The sequence below is a fragment of the Afipia dichlorophenoxyacetatis genome (assembly GCF_055386385.1).
On record NZ_AP029250.1, the window covers coordinates 407,994 to 426,551 of the forward strand.

Here is an 18,558-nt window from a genome sequence, read left to right on the forward strand (position 1 = left end):
TCGTGAAAGCTGAATGATTTCCATTGATCATGTCACCGACAAGAAGAACTTGCTTCTTCTTGTGCAACTGCGATGGCTCGCCGTCGTCGGTCAAATCGTGACAATCCTCGTTGTGCAGTTCGGGTTTGGAATTGCATTGCCGTTGACCGAACTCGCGATTGTCATCGCCTTCCTTGTCGGCCTCAATATCTTCAGCCTGAGCAGGCACTATCGCCATGACATGGTAAGCAACACCGAGCTGTTTTTCGCTCTTTTGCTTGATGTTGCCGCTCTCACCGTCCAACTCTATCTGACCGGCGGCGCGGCAAATCCCTTCATTTCGCTTTACCTTCTTCAGGTGACGCTGGCGGCCGTATTGCTGGATGCCTGGTCGACCTGGACGCTGGTCGTCATCACGAGCGGCTGCTTCGTTTGGTTGAGTGTTGCATACAGGGATATCTTTCACGAGCAGGGCAGCGGCTTTGCCAAGCTGCACATGCAGGGTACCTTTATCTGCTTCCTGCTGTCCGCGACGCTTCTTGTCTTCTTCATCAGCCGCATCAACCGGAATCTTCGCGCGCGCGATGCTCATCTTGCGGGCCTGCGCCAACAATCCGCTGAGGAAGATCATATCGTCCGGATGGGTCTGCTTGCGTCGGGCGCGGCCCATGAGCTTGGAACACCGCTTGCGACCCTGTCGGTGATCTTGAACGATTGGCAGCACATGCCATCTCTTAATGAAGCGCCGGAACTTTCGCAGGAAATCGCGGAAATGCAGCTTCAGGTGGACCGGTGCAAGACCATCGTTTCTGGCATTCTGATGTCCTCCGGCGAAGCACGCGGCGAGGGGACGTTGCGGACCTCCGTGAATACGTTCTTCGATTCGCTGGCTGAGGAATGGGAGACGATCCGTTCACCGGCGCGGTTCGACTATACGAACGTGTTTGGCGACGATGCGGTGATCGTCTCCGATGCCACCTTGAAGCAGGTGATTTTCAATCTGTTTGACAATGCGTTGGAGGCGTCTCCAAAGCTGGTCAAGGCTATGGTTGCCCGGATCGACGACAATATTGTTCTGACGGTCAGTGACCAGGGACCTGGTTTCAGCAAGGAGATGCTGGCGTCATTCGGAAAGCCTTATCAGTCAAGCAAAGGGCGCCCCGGAAGCGGCCTTGGACTGTTTCTTGTCGTGAATGTTATCCGTAAACTCGGCGGGGTGGTTACGGCGGAAAACGCGCCGAATGGAGGTGCGGTCGTGACATTGACGCTGCCGCTGGATTCGTTGTCACCCCGAGGTGGATATGGAATCTGATCGCCGCCTTCTGATCGTCGAAGATGATGCGTCGTTTGCCAGAGCATTGGGCAAGTCATTTGGCCGCCGCGGCTATGATGTCCGGCAGTGTCACCGCATCGATGATCTCGAATCCCTTCTGGAGGGCTTCTCGCCCCAGTATGCCGTCATCGATCTCAAGCTTGCCAACGGGTCCGGATTGGAATGCGTGAAAGTGCTTCATGAGCGCGATCCGGAGATGAAGATTGTCGTTCTGACGGGATTTGCGAGCATCGCGACGGCGGTGGAGGCCATCAAGCTCGGCGCCTGTCACTATCTCGCAAAGCCATCCAATACGGATGACATCGAAGCCGCCTTCCGAAGGGCAGAAGGTGACGCCTCGGTCGAGTTGTCCAGCCGGCCAACCTCCATCAAGAACCTGGAGTGGGAGCATATCCACGAAGCTCTCGTCGAAACTGAATTCAACATCTCCGAGACCGCACGCCGTTTAGGCATGCACAGGCGGACGCTGGCGCGCAAGCTGGCAAAAATCCGGATGAAGTGATCTATCCCCCGTTGGATCGTGTGACAGATTTTCGAACTTAAATCACGCTTGGAGTGACAAATGAGCACCGCAGACAGCGGCGAATGCTTCGCCGCAAGATTGTGAGGTGGAAAATTTAGTCAGGAAGCAATGGCGGACGCGGAAATGCCATAGTGCGCGGGCTTGTCCTTTACGTTTCGATTTTTTGATCTCTTCGGCTCTTTCGCCAACATGCTTTATAAAATGATCCGACGTCTTGTGACGTTTCTGCTGTTGCCCATGGGGCTGCTGCTTACGTTCGTCAGCGCCAATATTTATGACCCCTATCTTATACCTCTGCGCGGCTGGTGGAGCGTGGCTCTGGTCGCAGGCAGCCTTGCGGTACTGGGGGCGCTGGTGGCCGGCGGCTATGTCCGCAGGGGTATCCTGGGCAAGTTACTGATCCTGTTGTGGTGCTTGCCACCGATTGCGATGGCTTCGGCGGTCACGATATTTCAGGTTCATAAACACGTTGTACTGGACGCCGAGGGCAAGCGTGCTGAGGCGCTCGGGCGGCATTTTATTGTCGGCTATTCATCGTTCGATGAAATTGCGGCTCTGGCGAAGAAGGGATTGATTGCGGGAATTTATGTCGCTCACCACAATATCGAGGGGCGCACGATCGATGACGTTAAAAACGAAATCGCGAGTCTCCAGAACATTCGGCGGGATGCCGGACTTCCTCCGCTGATTGTTGCTGTCGATCAGGAAGGCGGCATCGTCTCACACATGTCGCCGCTGCTGACGCCCCTGCCGGCGCTGTCCACACTGACCCCACTGCCGCCCGAGGAGCGGTTGGCGAAAGCCGAAAGTTTTGGCCAGATTCACGGGCGGGAATTGGCGAATATCGGAGTCACACTGAACTTCGCGCCGGTTGCTGATCTTCTTCGGCAGCAGCCCAGCAATCCGCTTGATTTTCACAGCATGATCAGTCGCCGGGCGATTTCCGAAGATCCGGCGATCGTGAGTGATGTTGCGCTGGCTTATGTCCGAGGTCTGGAAAGCGCGGGCATCGAAGGAACGTTGAAGCACTTTCCGGGTCTTGGCCGCATCCGGCAGGACACCCATCATTTTCGTGCCGATCTGAGTACGCCGCCTGCGGAGCTTGAAGCTTCCGATTGGCTTCCATTCAAGCAGGTCCTTGCGCGCTCAAATGCTTTTCTGATGGTTGGGCACGTCGCTGTGACAGCCATCGATCCGGCGAGTGCGGCTTCTCACTCGAAGCGCGTTGTAAGCGGTTTGATCCGCGGCCAATGGGGCTTTCAGGGGATCATCACCACCGACGATCTCGTCATGGGTCCGATCTATGAGCACGGCGTTTGTAAAGCGGTCGTGGAGGCGCTGAACTCAGGCGTCGATTTGCTGCTCATCGCCTATGACGGCCTTCAATTCTACCGCATGTATCATTGTGCGTTGACCGCGCCGCAGGGAAGCATCGATGACACGATGCTTGAGAAAAGTGCCGCCCGGCTGAAGTCGCGAATAGTGCAGCACCAGGCGGACGCACAGACGCCGAATTCCCCAAGCCCTCGCGACTGATGTCTCTAGAGTCCCGATTCCAAAGTTCGCATCATTCCGCCGCTCGTCTGCGAACTTTGGAATCGAAGGACTCTAGCAAGTTATTATTCTAGTGTGGCTTTGGTTCTGAAGTCCGCATGCTGGATTCGCCGCACAAACGATGCGGACTTCAGAACCGCCACACTAGGCTGGTTCGGCCTTAAGGCGCCGTTTGCGGATGGACGCCCGATCGGGCGATTTGCTTGGCCAGAATCTTTGCTTCCTCGGTCAGGGCAGCGTTAAGGGGCGTCATCGGCTCTCGATGAGGCACAACGAGGCCAACCGAATATCCATGATTGGGTTCGACAATCGGGATCGAGCGGACGCGATCCGTCAGGCCCAGGGTCTCCGCCAGCAATGCCGGCATGATGCTTGCCCAGCGCCCGGTCCTCACGTGCGCGTAGAGCACGATCATCGAATTTGATTCCAGCATCGGTGATGCTGTCGCGCCGGCCTGCTGAAGCATGCGGTCGATGATGCGCCGGTTCTGCATATCGGGCGTCAACAGGCATAGCGGAATGTCCGCCACCTCGGCCCACGTTACACTCTCCCGATCACCCAGAGCGCCGTCTGCCGACGTAAGCAGCCGGTAGTTTTCGCGGTAAAGCGGAACGGTGTTGACGTTTCCAAGGGGCTCGTTGTCGAGATATGTGAGACCCGCGTCGACTTCGAGGTTTTCAAGCAGCCGAAGGATTTCGATGGACGTTCGGGAGATGATCGTGAAGCGTACGTCCGGATGACGAGCCCGAAACGGGGTTGTCAGGCTGGCTGTCATGGCCAAGGCTGTCGGAATGGCGGCGATCCGCACATGCCCCACCAAGCCGTGCTTGAGCGCTTTGATATCCTGTTCCATCGCCCGGGCTTCGCCGACGATGCGGCGGGCCCATTCGAGCACCCGTTCCCCGTCGGGTGTTAACCCCTGAAAGCGTGAGCCACGGTTAACGAGCAGTAACCCCAGAGATTCCTCGAGCTGCTTGATGCCGGCCGAGAGCGTCGGCTGCTTCACGTTGCAGCTCTCGGCCGCGCGCCCGAAGTGCTTTTCGTGGGCCAGGGCGATCAGGAATTCCAGCTTGTCGATCATTTCAGGGGGTCTCGGGTCGCTTTCCTCACCATGCAGCATTCGGCGTGAACTGAACAGCCAGGCCCCGCGGGTCTCGCCGCTTGATGGCTTTTTCAGGGGCGATTGATCAGCTTTTGCTATCGCAGCATGGGAGGTGCCAGCTTGATTAAACAGACCACATTGTAGAACGGTTCAAAATCAGAATTTTGGATGAAGTGGTTAGCCCAGATGGCACGGAATAAAGCGTGGAACGCCGACCGGGCCCTTGAGATCATTGAAGAGATCAAGGCGCTTGAAGGACCTCTCTTGCCCATCCTCCATGAGTTGCAGGAGGAGTTCGGATGCGTGCCCGAACCGGCGCTCCCCATGATTGCCCAGGCGCTGAATTTGTCGCGGGCCGAGGTGCACGGGGTTGCCACTTTTTATCATGATTTCCGCCGTGAGCCGGCCGGGAAGCATGTCCTCAAGCTCTGTGGCGCCGAGGCCTGCCAGTCGATGGGCGGCGATCATATTGCCGCGTGCGCCGAGAAAAGCCTGGGCATGAAGGTCGGCAGCACCTCTTCGGATGGGCAAGTCACGCTGGAGCATGTGTATTGCCTAGGCCTGTGTGCCGTTGCTCCGGCGGCAATGCTCGATGGTCGCCTCGTCGGCCGCCTCGACGAAAGCCGCCTCCAGGGATTGCTCGCGGAGGCACGTAAATGACCGTTCGTCTCTACATTCCAAAAGATGCGGCTGCCGTTGCGGTGGGCGCGGATGATGTCGCCTCCGCTGTGCTCGCTGAAGCGGGCCGCCGTGGTCTCGATGTTGAGCTTGTTCGCACTGGATCGCGCGGATTGCTGTGGCTGGAGCCGATGGTTGAGGTCGCCACGTCTGCGGGCCGGGTCGCCTATGGACCTGTCACGATCGGCGACGTGGCCGCCCTGCTTGATGCCGCCGCGAACAACGGTGGTGCGCATCCATTGCGGCAAGGTGTCGCGGATGAGTTGCCATGGCTGAAGCGGCAGACGCGGCTGACATTCGTGCGTTGCGGCGTGGTCGATCCGGAGTCGGTGGATGACTATCGCGCCCACGGCGGCATCAAGGGGCTTGAGCGGGCGCTCACCCTCGGCAGTGACGCGATCATCGATGAAGTGTTGAAGTCGGGCTTGCGCGGGCGCGGTGGCGCCGGCTTTCCGACAGGCATCAAGTGGAAGACGGTTGCCCAGGCGGCTGGCCCGCAGAAGTACATCGTCTGCAACGCGGATGAGGGCGACAGCGGCACCTTTGCCGATCGGATGATCATGGAAGGTGATCCCTTCGTGCTGATCGAAGGCATGACCATCGCTGGCATCGCTGTCGGCGCGACCAAGGGCTACATCTATATCCGCTCGGAATATCCTCACGCGATCGCTGCCATGAAGACGGCCATCGAAGCTGCCAAAAAGACCGGGCTGCTCGGTGCGCGCGTTGCTGGCTCAAACCACGCCTTCGATCTCGAAGTGCGGACGGGTGCGGGCGCCTATGTTTGCGGCGAAGAAACGTCGCTGCTGGAAAGTTTAGAGGGCAAGCGTGGCCTCGTGCGTGCGAAGCCGCCTCTACCTGCGCACAAGGGTCTGTTCGGCAAGCCAACAGTCATCAACAACGTGCTGTCGTTCTGTGCGATTCCTTTCATCCTGTCGGAAGGCGCCAAGGCATACGCTGATTTCGGCATGGGCCGTTCGCGCGGAACGATGCCGATCCAGCTTGCCGGCAACATCAAGCACGGCGGGTTGTTCGAAGTCGCTTTCGGTATCACGCTTGGGGAGCTGATCGACGATGTCGGTGGCGGAACCGCAAGCGGTCGCCCCGTAAGGGCGGTGCAGGTTGGCGGACCGCTCGGCGCTTACTTTCCGCGGGCGCTGTTTGACACGCCATTCGACTACGAAGCATTCGCTGCGCGTGACGGCCTGATCGGCCATGGCGGCATCGTCGTGTTCGACGACAGCGTCGACATGTCGAAGCAGGCGCGGTTTGCGATGGAATTCTGCGCCATCGAATCCTGCGGCAAGTGCACGCCGTGTCGCATCGGTTCGACGCGGGGCGTCGAAACAGTCGACAGGATTCGTGCCGGGATCGAGACCGCCAAGAACATCACGGTGCTCGAAGATCTCTGCAACACGATGAAGTTTGGATCTCTCTGCGCGCTCGGAGGCTTCACGCCCTATCCGGTCATGAGCGCGCTGAAGCACTTCCCCGAAGATTTCGGTGCGACGCCGACGCGTCTGCAGGCTGCGGAATAAAGGACAACACAAATGTCGCTCATTCATGAAGTCGATTACGGCACGCCGCGCTCGAAGAGCGAGAAGACAGTCACGCTGACCATCGATGGTCAGACAGTCTCCGTGCCGGAGGGCACCTCCATCATGCGCGCTGCGATGGAGATGGGAACCGAGATCCCCAAGCTCTGCGCGACCGATATGGTCGATGCTTTCGGTTCGTGCCGGATGTGTCTGGTTGAGATCGAGGGCCGGGCCGGAACGCCGGCGTCCTGCACCACGCCGGTGATGGATGGCCTCGTCGTGCGCACGCAGACCGATCGTCTCAAGCAGCTGCGCAAAGGCGTGATGGAGCTCTACATCTCCGACCATCCGCTCGATTGTCTGACCTGCGCAGCCAATGGTGATTGCGAGTTGCAGGATATGGCGGGCGCGGTCGGCCTGCGTGATGTGCGTTATGGCTATGAAGGCGAGAATCACGTGTTTGCCAAGTCCAGCGGCATCGCCAATGAGAATTGGATGCCGAAGGATGAGTCCAATCCTTACTTCACCTATGATCCGTCGAAGTGCATCGTCTGCTCGCGTTGCGTCCGCGCCTGTGAAGAGGTCCAGGGCACTTTTGCGCTGACGATTTCCGGTCGTGGCTTTGATAGCCGCGTGTCTCCCGGCATGAGCGAGAGCTTCCTCGGGTCGGAATGCGTCTCGTGCGGTGCCTGCGTTCAAGCTTGTCCGACCGCGACGCTCACGGAAAAGTCGGTCATCCAGATCGGGCAGCCCGAGCATTCCGCGGTGACGACATGCGCCTATTGCGGCGTCGGCTGTACGTTCAAGGCGGAAATGCGCGGCGAGGAAATTGTCCGCATGGTGCCGTATAAGGACGGCAAGGCCAATCGCGGCCACTCCTGCGTCAAGGGCCGCTTCGCATGGGGATACGCGACCCACAAAGAACGCATCCTCAACCCCATGATCCGCAACAAGATCTCGGATCCCTGGCGTGAAGTGTCATGGGATGAGGCGTTCAACTACGCCGCGTCCGAATTCAAGCGTATCCAGGAAAAGTACGGCCGGGATTCGGTCGGCGGCATCACCTCGTCCCGCTGCACGAACGAGGAAACCTTCCTTGTGCAGAAGCTGATCCGTGCCGGGTTCGGCAACAACAACGTCGATACCTGCGCGCGCGTTTGTCACTCCCCAACCGGCTACGGCCTGTCACAGACGTTTGGCACGTCCGCAGGAACGCAGGATTTCGATTCCGTTGAAGACACCGATGTCGTCATCGTTATCGGTGCCAATCCGACCGATGGCCATCCAGTGTTCGCATCGCGTCTGAAGAAGCGATTGCGGCAGGGCGCGAAGCTGATCGTGATCGATCCACGTCGCACGGACCTGGTGCGCTCGGCACATATCGAAGCTCAGCATCATCTGTCTCTGATGCCCGGCACCAATGTCGCCGTTCTGACGGCACTGGCGCATGTGATCGTAACCGAGGGGCTTGTCGACGAAGCTTTCGTTCGCGAACGTTGCGACTGGAGCGAGTTCGAGGGATGGGCGAGCTTCGTTTCACTGGCGAAGAACAGCCCTGAGGCGACGGCAATTGCGACCGGCGTTGACCCGAAGGAACTGCGCGCGGCTGCGCGGTTGTTTGCGACCGGCGGCAACGGCGCGATCTATTATGGTCTGGGTGTCACCGAACACAGCCAGGGATCGACGACGGTGATGGCCATCGCCAATTTGGCAATGGCCACCGGCAATATCGGCCGTCCGGGCGTTGGTGTGAACCCGCTGCGTGGGCAGAACAACGTGCAAGGCTCGTGTGACATGGGTTCGTTCCCGCACGAACTGCCGGGCTATCGGCACGTCTCGACCGATTCGGTTCGCGAGATATTCGAATCGATGTGGGGGGTTCAGCTTAACAAAGAGCCTGGACTGCGCATTCCGAACATGTTCGATGCGGCAATCGATGGCTCCTTCATGGGGATTTATGTTCAGGGCGAAGACATTCTTCAGTCCGATCCCAACACCAAACACGTGGTCGCAGCACTGTCTGCCATGGAGTGCGTCATCGTCCACGACCTGTTCCTGAACGAGACCGCCAACTATGCCCACGTCTTCCTGCCCGGCTCGACGTTCCTCGAGAAGGACGGCACGTTTACCAATGCGGAGCGTCGCATTCAGCGCGTCCGGAAGGTCATGTCGCCTCGCAATGGGCTGGCCGACTGGGAGGTGACCATCGGCCTGGCCAAAGCGATGGGCTTTGAGATGAAGTACGATCATCCCTCGCAGATCATGGACGAGATCGCGGCGTTGACGCCGACCTTTACCGGTGTGTCCTATGCCAAGCTTGAGGAAATGGGTTCAGTCCAGTGGCCGTGTAACGAGAAAGCGCCGGAGGGAACGCCGGTCATGCACATCGATCACTTTGTGCGGGGCAAGGGTAAGTTCGTCATCACGGAGTATATTGCCACCGACGAGCGCACCGGCCCGCGCTTCCCGCTTCTGCTCACAACGGGCCGCATTCTCAGCCAATACAATGTCGGTGCGCAAACCCGCCGTACCGATAACGTGGCCTGGCATGCGGAAGATCGGCTCGAAATGCATCCGCACGATGCCGAACAGCGCGGCGTGCGCGACGGCGATTGGGTTAAGTTGGCAAGCCGTGCTGGCGAGACCGCCCTGCGTGCATTGATCACGGACCGCGTTGCGCCTGGGGTTGTTTATACGACGTTCCACCACCCCGATACGCAGGCAAATGTCATTACGACCGATTTCTCGGACTGGGCGACGAACTGTCCAGAGTATAAGGTGACGGCAGTTCAAATCTCGCCATCAAATGGGCCGAGCGAATGGCAGAAGTCCTATGACGAACAAGCACGAAATTCACGGCGGATTGCACCGGTCGTGGAAGCCGCGGAGTAATTCATGAAGTCGCCCGCTGTTTCGGTTCACCGCCGGATCTGGCGCGAGGGCGGCTTTAGCGAGAGCAATCGTTCGATTCCCGAAGAGACACCGATTGCCTTGACCTACAACGCCGGCACCTATGCCGTGATGATGGGGACACCGCAAGATCTGGAGGATTTTGCGGTGGGCTTCAGTTTGACGGAGGGGATTGCCCATTCCACCGCGGATATCCAGTCACTCGACGTGGTGATGCTGGATGAGGGCGTTGAGCTGCGCATGTGGCTTGATCAATCTCGCGCAGACCGCCTGCGTGAGCGGCGCCGCAACATCGCAGGTCCGACAGGGTGCGGATTGTGCGGGATCGATTCTATTGTCGAAGCTGCACGTCCTGCGACTATGGTCGGGGTTGGCCGTCAATTCTCGGCAGATCAAATTATGCAAGCTATGCAAAGCATATCTTCGCTTCAGACGCTCAACATTGAGACGCGTGCAGTGCACGCGGCTGCTTTCTGGAATCCGGAGCAAGGCGTTGTTGCGCTGCGTGAGGATGTCGGCAGGCACAATGCACTCGACAAGCTGACGGGAGCGCTGGCGCGCAACGCCGTTAACGCGAGCGAAGGCCTTATTCTTCTGACCAGCCGCGTCTCGGTTGAAATGGTCCAGAAGACGGCCGTGACTGGCGCAGCTGTGATGGTGTCGGTGTCGGCGCCAACGGCGTTGGCCGTGCGTATGGCTGACGAGGCAGGGATCACTCTTGCGGCGATTGCGCGCTCGGATGGATTTGAAGTGTTTACGCATCCGCATCGGATAGCTGATGGAGTTACTGCGCATGTCGCCTGATCGGCTTGTCTACATGGCCAACCAAATTGGCACGTTTTTCAAAAGTCAGGGTGAAGATAAGGCTGCTGCCAGCACCGCTGACCACATCAGAAAGTTTTGGGATCCTCGAATGCGCTCCGCGATCCTGGCGCATCTCGAAGCGGGAGGTGTAGGATTAAATCCCGATACACGTGAGGCAGTGGAAGCCTTGAAAAAAACAGGATCGTAAGACGACAGACATGCCCGCAATAAAAATTGGGCAGCTGATTTTTCGCACCTTGGGGAGAAGTTGAATGACGACTATTGAACAGGCAGGCGCCTCACCGGGCGCCGGTGCCGGTATTTTTGACCGCGAGCGCATCATCGCAAAGGCCGGCTTCAATCGCTGGCTGGTTCCACCGGCAGCACTTTGTATCCATCTCTGCATCGGCATGGCTTACGGTTTCAGCGTATTCTGGCTGCCACTGTCGCGTGCGGTCGGTCTGACCGCACCGAAGGCATGCCCGGACATGACGATCATGCAGGAGCTGTTCACCACCACCTGCGATTGGCGCGTGTCCAGCCTGAGCTTGATGTACACGCTTTTCTTCGTGGTGCTTGGTATCAGCGCTGCCATCTGGGGCAATTGGCTGGAGCGTGTTGGTCCGCGTAAAGCGGGCTTCGTCGCGGCGCTGTGCTGGTCGGGTGGACTCGTGCTGGGCGCGATCGGCATTTACACGCACCAGCTCTGGCTGATGTGGCTCGGATCGGGCGTCATCGGCGGTATCGGCCTTGGCCTCGGTTATATCTCGCCCGTGTCTACGCTGGTCAAATGGTTCCCTGATCGTCGCGGCATGGCGACTGGCATGGCCATCATGGGCTTCGGTGGTGGCGCGATGATTGGCGCGCCGCTCGCCAATATGTTGATCAACTATTTCAAGACGCCGACCGATGTCGGCGTCTGGCAGACGTTCCTCACGATGGGTGTGATCTACGCCGTGTTCATGATGATCGGCGCGTTCTCCTATCGCATCGCTCCTCCCAACTGGCGTCCAGAAGGATGGACGCCGGTTGAGAAGGCCAACACGATGATCACGACTGGTCACGTGCATCTCGACAATGCGCACAAGACCAAGCAGTTCTGGCTGATCTGGGGGGCGCTCTGTCTCAACGTGTCGGCCGGTATCGGTGTGATCGGCATGGCGTCGCCGATGCTGCAGGAGATCTTCGCAGGTAAACTGATCGGCCTGCCGGATGTGTCCTTCAGCCAATTGACCGAAGCGCAGCGTACGGTGATCGCAGGCATTGCGGCTGGCTTCGCCGGCTTGCTGTCGCTGTTCAACATCGGTGGCCGGTTCTTCTGGGCCTCACTGTCAGACAAGCTCGGCCGCAAGAACACCTACTATACGTTCTTCATTCTTGGCATCATCCTTTACGCGCTGGCGCCAACCCTCGCGGCAACCGGCAACAAGATGCTGTTCGTGCTCGCCTTCGGTGTCATCCTGTCGATGTATGGCGGCGGCTTCGCAACGGTGCCTGCCTATCTCGCCGATATTTTCGGCACGCAGTTTGTGGGTGCGATCCATGGCCGCCTGCTGACGGCCTGGTCAACCGCAGGCATCATCGGTCCCGTTGTGATCACCTACATCCGCGAATTCCAGATCGCGGCGGGTGTCCCACGCGCTCAGGTCTACGATTTCACCATGTATATTCTGGTGGGCATGCTGGTGCTGGGTCTGATCTGCAACATGTTGGTCAAGCCGTTGGCACCGCACTGGTTCATGAAGCCAGAGGAAGTCGCCGCCCTTCAGGCCAAGGGGGCAGTGGGTGCGACGAACGGTGGTTCTTACGGCATTGGCACAGGTGGTCTGGACGGCAAGGCCGCGCTGTTCTGGGCCTTCGTCGGCGTCCCGCTGGCGTGGGGTGTGTGGCTGACCGTGCAAAGCGCGATCAAGATCTTCCACTAAGATCCGCGATCAAACACGCGGGCGGGATATGACATCGAGCCGTCATATCCCGCACCGCCTCACCCATAGATTTATCGTTTATTTTCAGGAGATACTTATGCTTCGTACTGGCACCTGCCTGGTGGCCGCGCTGGCTATCGCTGGTTCACTTGCTACGGCTTCGGCGCAAACCGCTGCCCCGGCACCCGCACCAAAGACTTCAAAATTGCAATTGACCAAGGAGCGCCTGAAAGAAATGCGCGCCAAGTGGAGTCAAAACAAAGGCAAGCTCAAAGCCTGCCGGAAGGACGTCAAGGCCAAGGGACTGGCCGGTGATGACCGCTGGTTTTATATTGAAGAGTGCATGGGCAAGAGCTGACACTGCAGCTTTCAAAGCAATCGATTGGCAAAGGCACGATGAAAGTCGTGCCTTTTTCTTTACCCGCCCTCCAGCTGCTGAAGAGCTTTTGAGCGTTTTCCGCTCACTGCTTGTAGTTCTACGAGTCCGGTCATTAAGCTTTTGCTCACCGGTGTCCCCATACTCCCATAAAGGCTGGAATTTTGGTGATTCGCGAGTCGGGGAACGCGCGGATTGCACGAGCGGGGCGCAGTATTGACGAAGGATGCTTGGGGCTCGAAGCGGTTGGCACGTCTTTCGGCGTGTGTGGCTCCTCATTCCTTCCTGGGCTTTGTTCCGAACGGATATCCGGAACGGCATTCAGTCGAGGCAACAGTGCGCCTCATTCCTCAACAGTTGCGTCGTGCGTGCGTCGTTCCAGGCATGAGACCCGTCGTGGGCTGAGCAATATCTAATCCAAAGGGCTGAGAATATGAGGTTCACGGTTAAAGCGAAGCTGGCCAGCGCTTTCGGCGCGATCATCGTCCTGTCGATGATTTCCGGCGGAGTTTCGTACTGGAAGCTGAGTCAATTGGTGGAGATTTCCTCAGTCCTGGCACAGCGCGCGGGTCGTATCGAGAAGGCCGGCGAACTCCAAAATCAAGTTCTGTACCAAGTCCGCGCAGAGAAAAACATCATTCTGGAATCGAATGATGCCGAAATTGCACGGCTGACAGATACGCTCAAGGAATACCGCAAGGAAGCGACACGCATCGCCGATGAAATCAAGGCTGGTACGACGCCGGCGGGCAGAAAGTTCATGGACAAGTTCTCTTCGTCTTACGACAAGATGAACAGCATTCAAGACGAGGCGGTCAAGTTAGCGACACTCAATTCCAACAACAGGGCGGCCCATATCTGGAGCACTGAGGGTGCAGCCGCCGTCAAGAATTTCTCCGACACGGCAGACGCACTGTTCAATGATATCAGCCGGTTGCCAGCGTCTATCGAGAGTACGCGCGCGATCACCTCGCTGCTGTCCGCACGGCTTGAATCGTCCAGAACCCAGAGATTTCTGATTGTTTCCTTCTCGGCGACGAGCCTGGAATCGCTGGATTCCGCGGTGAAAAGTATTGGTCCGTCAACAGCCGCTTTAAAAGCCGCTGCGCAGTCGCTGTCGGCACAAGTCGGCCCGCTGGGTCTTTCAGCGAGCAACCTGATCGCCCGGGTGGATCAACTCGAAAAAATTATCGTCCGTACGACCGACATCGTGAAGGACGGCGGTAACATCAAGGCGGCGACGCTCTCGGCTATTGAAGGTCGCAAGGCCAATGATGAGGCGGTCGCGAATTCGGCGGACTATGTCAATTTCGTCAAGAAGTCGTTGGTTGATACGACGGCGCAGGCCGAGCAGGATGGCGCTCAGGCGCAGATGTTGCTGATCGGAATCATCTCCGTATCTCTGCTGATCGGTATTGGTTCCGCAATATGGATTGCTCTCAATATCAGCCGGGGTCTCGGCCGCGCCGTCGGCTTGGCCGATGCAGTTGCAATTGGTGACCTCAGCCACAAGATCGACGTCTCCAGCAATGATGAGGTCGGGGATCTCGTCAATTCACTGAACACGATGACGGAAAACCTCAATGCAACGGCTCGGATCGCGGATACGATTGCCAGCGGTAATTTGACGATCGATGTTAAGCGGCTGTCGGACAAGGATACGCTCGGCATGGCGCTCGAACGGATGGTCGAAAGGCTTCGGGCGATCGTTGCTGAGGCCATCACTGCCGCGCAGAACGTGTCGGCGGGCAGCCAGGAGCTGTCAGCAAGCGCCGAGCAATTGTCCCAGGGGGCGACCGAGCAGGCTTCGTCCGCTGAAGAAGCTTCGTCTTCGATGGAAGAGATGGCTGCCAATGTGAAGCAGAACGCCGACAACGCCAGCCAGACCGAGCGGATCGCGGCACAGTCCGCCAAGGATGCCGAAGCCAGCGGCCAAGCCGTCAACCGCGCTGTTGAGGCCATGCAGACCATCGCGGAAAAGATCACCATCGTGCAGGAGATCGCACGTCAGACCGATCTGCTCGCGTTGAACGCGGCGGTGGAAGCCGCCCGTGCCGGCGAACACGGCAAGGGGTTTGCGGTGGTTGCCTCTGAGGTCCGTAAGCTTGCGGAGCGCAGCCAGGCAGCTGCGGCGGAGATTGGCACTTTGTCGGCGGACACCGTCAAGGTGGCGCAGGAGGCCGGCACGATGTTGTCGAAGCTGGTGCCGGATATCAAAAAGACCGCGGAGCTGGTTGAAGAGATCACGTCAGCCTGCCGCGAGCAGGACGTCGGCTCCTCGCAGATCAATCAGGCGATCCAGCAACTCGACAAGGTCGGCCAGCAGAATGCCAGTGCGTCCGAGCAGGTGTCCTCGACCTCGGAAGAACTCGCCTCGCAGGCCGAGCAGCTACAGGCCACCATCTCCTACTTCAAGATCGATCACCATGTTCAGCGGGAAGCAGGTCTCGCTGAGACCTCAATCAACAAGGCCGTCAGCCAGCTGCGCGGCAAAGCGGCGAGTATGGCTACGTCTGTCAAGAAACCGGTCGCCAAGCCCGCTCGTGCGGCCAAGGCAGCCAACAGTGGCGGCTTTGCTTTTGCAATGGGGGACGGCGAGGACGACCGCGACGCCGACTTCCAGCGCTAAACAACTTGCCGGCCTCGCTGCAGGGTGAGGTCGGCTCTTTCCTGTCTTGAGTGGAGCGCGACATGGCCGAAACGGCGCAATATCTGACGCTCGGTCTCGCTGGCGAGACCTTCGGCATCCCGATCCGCAATGTTCGGGAAATCCTCGACATGCGGCCGATCTCGAAATTGCCCCATGCACCCGAGTTCCTGCTGGGAATGATCGATGTGCGCGGCAGCGGCTATCCGATCGTTGATCTGCGTACCAAGCTCGATTTGCCCGCCATACCTGCGACCGAGGCCACCCGCATCATCATTCTCGATGTGCCGCTGGAGGATCGTCTTGTCGGGGTCGGCTTCGTCGCCGACTGCGTTTTTGAAGTCACCGATATTGATGAAAGCCGCATCGAGCCTGCTCCGTCCGTCGGTGGTCGCTGGAAGTCGGATTATCTCGCCGGCATCGGACGCAAGGGCGACAAGTTCGTCATGATCTTCGATCTCGCGCGCCTCATGGCGACGCAGGATAACAAAGACGAAATCACTAGTGTGAGCGATTCGCCGTCAATCCGGCTGGATCTGCAAGATGTTAGAGACGGTGAGAGTTATCGCGGCCTTAGTGGGGCGATAAGCGGCTAGAGATCAATTACGTAGACCTATGCGACGTAGTGAGTATTGATTATCGTTTCAGGATCCTAACAATTCCGAATCAGGGTTGCTTCTTGTTGCCAGCGTCAGCCTCCCGATAACACGCAGAGCGCAATAAGAAATGCACGGCCGCCGAACGTCCTTTTCATCTCGATCATTATTGATGATCGCCGAAGACATGGGACAGCTTGGTATGTGGTCGTACAACGAGATGTCTCAGGAGATCTCGTGGTCGCCTGGGATGCATAAGCTGCTGGGCACTAACCCCGCGTTCGATCAGCCTTCCTTCGATGCATTTCTACGAAATGTGCATCCTGAGGATCAGGAAAAGCTGCACAAAGCGTACGAACTCTCCAAACAAGGCGTATTCTCCGAACTGACATTCCGGGTCATCCATCCCAACGGTCAGCTGCGCTGGCTGACGGGCCGAGCCGAAGTCCTGTACGCCAAAGATGGGTCCTATCTGCAAAGCTCCGGTCTCATTGTCGATGTGACAGAGCAGCAGACCCTGCTCGAACTTTTTCGCCGTAAGGAAAAGCGGCTGGATGCCTTGGCCGAAGGGTTCAATTTCAGCATGTGGTCGGCCGATCGGACGGGGGCATTGACGGCATTTCCGCAATGGCGCCTTTTTGGGGTTTCCTCGCTTGCGAAACTGCTCGATTGGGCTTGGCTTGATCGCGTGCCTGAAAATGAGCGGGAGCAGGTCCGCGCGACCTGGCAACAGGCCGTCGCGGACGGAAAGCATTTCGTGTCACGGGTCAGGTTTGTATTCCGTCCCTCCGAGAAACCTGCGCAGATGCTGATTTATGCTGCGCCGGTTCGGAATTCGGAGGGGGCAATTGTCGAATGGGCTGGGTTGGTTACAAGTCCTGCGGACGTGATGCGCCCCGCGCCAGATGCGCAACAAATAAAGGCGCCGCATATTAGGGCTGCCCGGGCTTTGCTGAATTGGTCGATCGAAGACCTTGCGAACAGAAGCAAGGCGTCAGTATCCAGCATCCGACGTGTCGAGAGTTGCGATATGTCTTCAATTCGCAAGCCGACCCTCGAAGCGATTAAAGCCGCTTTAGAGCAAGGTGGAGTTATCTTCGGAAATCGACACGGAACGATTTCAGTCGCGCTACGCAGTTAGCGCCATTGCCTGGCGAAAAGCGTTCGGCTGCTCCGAAGATGGATCCTGTGCAGGCACCAATGTGGTGGCATGCGATGTGCAAATTTCGACGACTTCATCCCATCGGGCAAGAAATGCATCCACACATGCGGGATCGAATTCTTTGCCTTTTTGTTTCTCAAGGTAGTCGCGTGCCTTTTGAACAGGCATGGGATCCTTGTAGGGCCGCTTGGTCGTGAGTGCGTCGAACACGTCTGCGACCATCACGATTCGCGCGGCGATTGGGATGTCGTCTCCCTTGAGGCCTTTGGGGTATCCGCTGCCATCCCATCTCTCGTGGTGGGCTTCAGCGATGATCGCAGCAAGTTGGATCAGCTCGCAGTGGCTGTCCGCGAGGATGTTCGCGCCAATCGCGGCGTGCGTTCTGATGATGGCCATCTCATCAGCGTCCAGCCGCCCGGGTTTCAGGAGGATGTTGTCGGGAATGGCAACTTTGCCGACATCGTGGAGTGGGGATGCAAGATAAATATCGCGACACAATCGCTCGGACAGGCGGAGCTGTTTAGCGATGATACGGCTGTATTTTGCAACGCGAAGCGTGTGATCACCCGTGTCGTTATCTCGATATTCGACCGCGAGGGCGAGTCGTAGAATGATTTCTTCCTCACGCTCCTGAAGCTTCAGTGTCGCGGCTTCCACTTCCCTCGCAAGCTCGGCCGCCTGATTGTTCAGTTTTCTGACGGCGCTTCCCAGTTTAATAAGATTACGAAGCCGAACGCCAAATTCGATCGCCTGGGGACGTTTCGGCAAAAAGTCGGTCGCACCTGCTTCCAGCGCACGCAGGCGGACGTCATCCGCTTCAATCGACGTCACCATTGCAATGGGAATGTCGGAAAATCTCGGCAGAGACCGAAGCTCGCGGATCAACGCAATCCCATCCATCTTCGGCATTTCGTAATCGGTGAGCACGATGTCGAAGCTTGTGGTCCGTGCGGCGGCCAATGCTTCGAGAGGATCCAGAAAGGTCGTTGCCTGAACGGAGCCTTCGGCTTCAACGAGGCGCTTTAGCAGGTCGAGCACAGAGCGGCTGTCGTCGACCAATAGCGCGTGGGTAAGCATGAGACGGCCTTTCTAGCCGGCGGAAGTGATTTCTCCATGGAGCCTAATTGGTACGGCTTAATATGGAACTAAATGCCGAAATCGCATTGAGCGCATTGAGGTAACGGATCGGGAAACGGCCTCATATGGAGCTGTGGATAGGTCGCATCTGCTCAATTCCTGCCGAAATACCTGCAAAACGGGTCAATCGTTTGGCTGCGATCGGTGGTGCTGTTGCCGTCCGAATTGAACGCCATGACGATCTGAGCGATTTTTGCGCTTTTCGAAAAGGCTCGTGTTGGCCTGCGATAAGGTGATCAGGCGAAAGAGCGGTTTTTGTTCAGGACCCGTATTTCTACGAGCATCAGCGTTAGC

The 18,558-nt window shown here is 58.0% G+C and carries 15 protein-coding genes; 13 read left to right on the top strand and 2 right to left on the bottom strand.

Going from position 1 to position 18,558, the window contains the following annotated elements:
- The first annotated feature begins 13 nt into the window (after window positions 1-13).
- The 3 genes from ACZ5C3_RS01945 to ACZ5C3_RS01955 all read left to right on the top strand — a co-directional run bounded on the left by ACZ5C3_RS01945 (window position 14) and on the right by ACZ5C3_RS01955 (window position 3,371).
- Window positions 14-1,291: an ATP-binding protein gene (locus ACZ5C3_RS01945; RefSeq protein WP_464044477.1), complete on the top strand. Its 1,278-nt coding sequence runs from the start codon at window positions 14-16 to the stop codon at window positions 1,289-1,291.
- Window positions 1,281-1,814: a response regulator transcription factor gene (locus tag ACZ5C3_RS01950; protein WP_464034850.1), complete on the top strand. Its 534-nt coding sequence runs from the start codon at window positions 1,281-1,283 to the stop codon at window positions 1,812-1,814. The genes ACZ5C3_RS01945 and ACZ5C3_RS01950 overlap by 11 nt, the downstream gene beginning before the upstream one ends.
- A 222-nt stretch (window positions 1,815-2,036) precedes the next feature.
- Complete coding sequence (locus tag ACZ5C3_RS01955; protein ID WP_464034851.1) at window positions 2,037-3,371, top strand: glycoside hydrolase family 3 N-terminal domain-containing protein; 1,335 nt, start codon at window positions 2,037-2,039, stop codon at window positions 3,369-3,371.
- A gap of 178 nt (window positions 3,372-3,549) precedes the next feature.
- Here the strand turns inward: ACZ5C3_RS01955 and ACZ5C3_RS01960 are convergent, their stop codons facing one another.
- Window positions 3,550-4,470 carry a LysR family transcriptional regulator gene (locus tag ACZ5C3_RS01960; protein WP_464034853.1) on the bottom strand — a complete coding sequence of 307 codons (921 nt, stop codon included), beginning with the start codon at window positions 4,468-4,470 and terminating at the stop codon, window positions 3,550-3,552.
- Between the two features lie 189 nt (window positions 4,471-4,659).
- Here ACZ5C3_RS01960 and ACZ5C3_RS01965 point away from each other — a divergent pair, with 189 nt between their 5' ends.
- From ACZ5C3_RS01965 to ACZ5C3_RS02010, 10 genes are all read left to right on the top strand, one after another.
- The gene (locus ACZ5C3_RS01965) at window positions 4,660-5,151 is read left to right on the top strand and encodes a formate dehydrogenase subunit gamma (protein WP_464034855.1); all 492 of its coding nucleotides are present in this window, start codon (window positions 4,660-4,662) and stop codon (window positions 5,149-5,151) included.
- Window positions 5,148-6,707 (top strand): NADH-ubiquinone oxidoreductase-F iron-sulfur binding region domain-containing protein, encoded by a 1,560-nt coding sequence (locus tag ACZ5C3_RS01970; protein WP_464044478.1) that lies wholly within the window; start codon window positions 5,148-5,150, stop codon window positions 6,705-6,707. Before ACZ5C3_RS01965 ends, ACZ5C3_RS01970 begins: the two co-directional genes overlap by 4 nt.
- Before the next feature lie 12 nt (window positions 6,708-6,719).
- A complete protein-coding gene (gene fdhF / locus ACZ5C3_RS01975; RefSeq protein WP_464034857.1) occupies window positions 6,720-9,599 on the top strand; it encodes a formate dehydrogenase subunit alpha in 2,880 nt (959 codons plus the stop codon).
- A gap of 3 nt (window positions 9,600-9,602) precedes the next feature.
- Window positions 9,603-10,421 carry a formate dehydrogenase accessory sulfurtransferase FdhD gene (gene fdhD, locus ACZ5C3_RS01980; RefSeq protein ID WP_464034859.1) on the top strand — a complete coding sequence of 273 codons (819 nt, stop codon included), beginning with the start codon at window positions 9,603-9,605 and terminating at the stop codon, window positions 10,419-10,421.
- Window positions 10,411-10,629, top strand: coding sequence for a formate dehydrogenase subunit delta (locus tag ACZ5C3_RS01985; protein ID WP_464034861.1), 219 nt, complete (start codon window positions 10,411-10,413; stop codon window positions 10,627-10,629). The genes fdhD and ACZ5C3_RS01985 overlap by 11 nt, the downstream gene beginning before the upstream one ends.
- Before the next feature lie 64 nt (window positions 10,630-10,693).
- Window positions 10,694-12,346: an OFA family MFS transporter gene (locus ACZ5C3_RS01990; protein WP_464034863.1), complete on the top strand. Its 1,653-nt coding sequence runs from the start codon at window positions 10,694-10,696 to the stop codon at window positions 12,344-12,346.
- Window positions 12,347-12,443: 97 nt separating this feature from the next.
- Window positions 12,444-12,704 (top strand): hypothetical protein, encoded by a 261-nt coding sequence (locus ACZ5C3_RS01995; protein ID WP_464034864.1) that lies wholly within the window; start codon window positions 12,444-12,446, stop codon window positions 12,702-12,704.
- A 451-nt stretch (window positions 12,705-13,155) separates the two neighbouring features.
- Complete coding sequence (locus ACZ5C3_RS02000; protein ID WP_464044479.1) at window positions 13,156-15,351, top strand: HAMP domain-containing methyl-accepting chemotaxis protein; 2,196 nt, start codon at window positions 13,156-13,158, stop codon at window positions 15,349-15,351.
- A 62-nt stretch (window positions 15,352-15,413) separates the two neighbouring features.
- Window positions 15,414-15,965, top strand: coding sequence for a chemotaxis protein CheW (locus tag ACZ5C3_RS02005; protein ID WP_464034866.1), 552 nt, complete (start codon window positions 15,414-15,416; stop codon window positions 15,963-15,965).
- Window positions 15,966-16,137: 172 nt separating this feature from the next.
- On the top strand, window positions 16,138-17,106 hold the full coding sequence (locus ACZ5C3_RS02010; protein WP_464034868.1) for a PAS domain-containing protein: 969 nt from the start codon (window positions 16,138-16,140) through the stop codon (window positions 17,104-17,106).
- Here ACZ5C3_RS02010 and ACZ5C3_RS02015 read toward each other — a convergent pair.
- Window positions 17,095-18,204: an HD domain-containing phosphohydrolase gene (locus ACZ5C3_RS02015; protein WP_464044480.1), complete on the bottom strand. Its 1,110-nt coding sequence runs from the start codon at window positions 18,202-18,204 to the stop codon at window positions 17,095-17,097. The two genes, ACZ5C3_RS02010 and ACZ5C3_RS02015, sit on opposite strands and share 12 nt — an antisense overlap.
- Window positions 18,205-18,558 lie beyond the last annotated feature (354 nt).

Coding starts and splice junctions, on each gene's coding strand:
- ACZ5C3_RS01945 (WP_464044477.1), top strand. CDS start 14: ATGATTTCCATTGATCATGTCACCGACAAGAAGAACTTGCTTCTTCTT.
- ACZ5C3_RS01950 (WP_464034850.1), top strand. CDS start 1,281: ATGGAATCTGATCGCCGCCTTCTGATCGTCGAAGATGATGCGTCGTTT.
- ACZ5C3_RS01955 (WP_464034851.1), top strand. CDS start 2,037: ATGATCCGACGTCTTGTGACGTTTCTGCTGTTGCCCATGGGGCTGCTG.
- ACZ5C3_RS01960 (WP_464034853.1), bottom strand. CDS start 4,470: ATGATCGACAAGCTGGAATTCCTGATCGCCCTGGCCCACGAAAAGCAC.
- ACZ5C3_RS01965 (WP_464034855.1), top strand. CDS start 4,660: ATGAAGTGGTTAGCCCAGATGGCACGGAATAAAGCGTGGAACGCCGAC.
- ACZ5C3_RS01970 (WP_464044478.1), top strand. CDS start 5,148: ATGACCGTTCGTCTCTACATTCCAAAAGATGCGGCTGCCGTTGCGGTG.
- fdhF (WP_464034857.1), top strand. CDS start 6,720: ATGTCGCTCATTCATGAAGTCGATTACGGCACGCCGCGCTCGAAGAGC.
- fdhD (WP_464034859.1), top strand. CDS start 9,603: ATGAAGTCGCCCGCTGTTTCGGTTCACCGCCGGATCTGGCGCGAGGGC.
- ACZ5C3_RS01985 (WP_464034861.1), top strand. CDS start 10,411: ATGTCGCCTGATCGGCTTGTCTACATGGCCAACCAAATTGGCACGTTT.
- ACZ5C3_RS01990 (WP_464034863.1), top strand. CDS start 10,694: ATGACGACTATTGAACAGGCAGGCGCCTCACCGGGCGCCGGTGCCGGT.
- ACZ5C3_RS01995 (WP_464034864.1), top strand. CDS start 12,444: ATGCTTCGTACTGGCACCTGCCTGGTGGCCGCGCTGGCTATCGCTGGT.
- ACZ5C3_RS02000 (WP_464044479.1), top strand. CDS start 13,156: ATGAGGTTCACGGTTAAAGCGAAGCTGGCCAGCGCTTTCGGCGCGATC.
- ACZ5C3_RS02005 (WP_464034866.1), top strand. CDS start 15,414: ATGGCCGAAACGGCGCAATATCTGACGCTCGGTCTCGCTGGCGAGACC.
- ACZ5C3_RS02010 (WP_464034868.1), top strand. CDS start 16,138: ATGATCGCCGAAGACATGGGACAGCTTGGTATGTGGTCGTACAACGAG.
- ACZ5C3_RS02015 (WP_464044480.1), bottom strand. CDS start 18,204: ATGCTTACCCACGCGCTATTGGTCGACGACAGCCGCTCTGTGCTCGAC.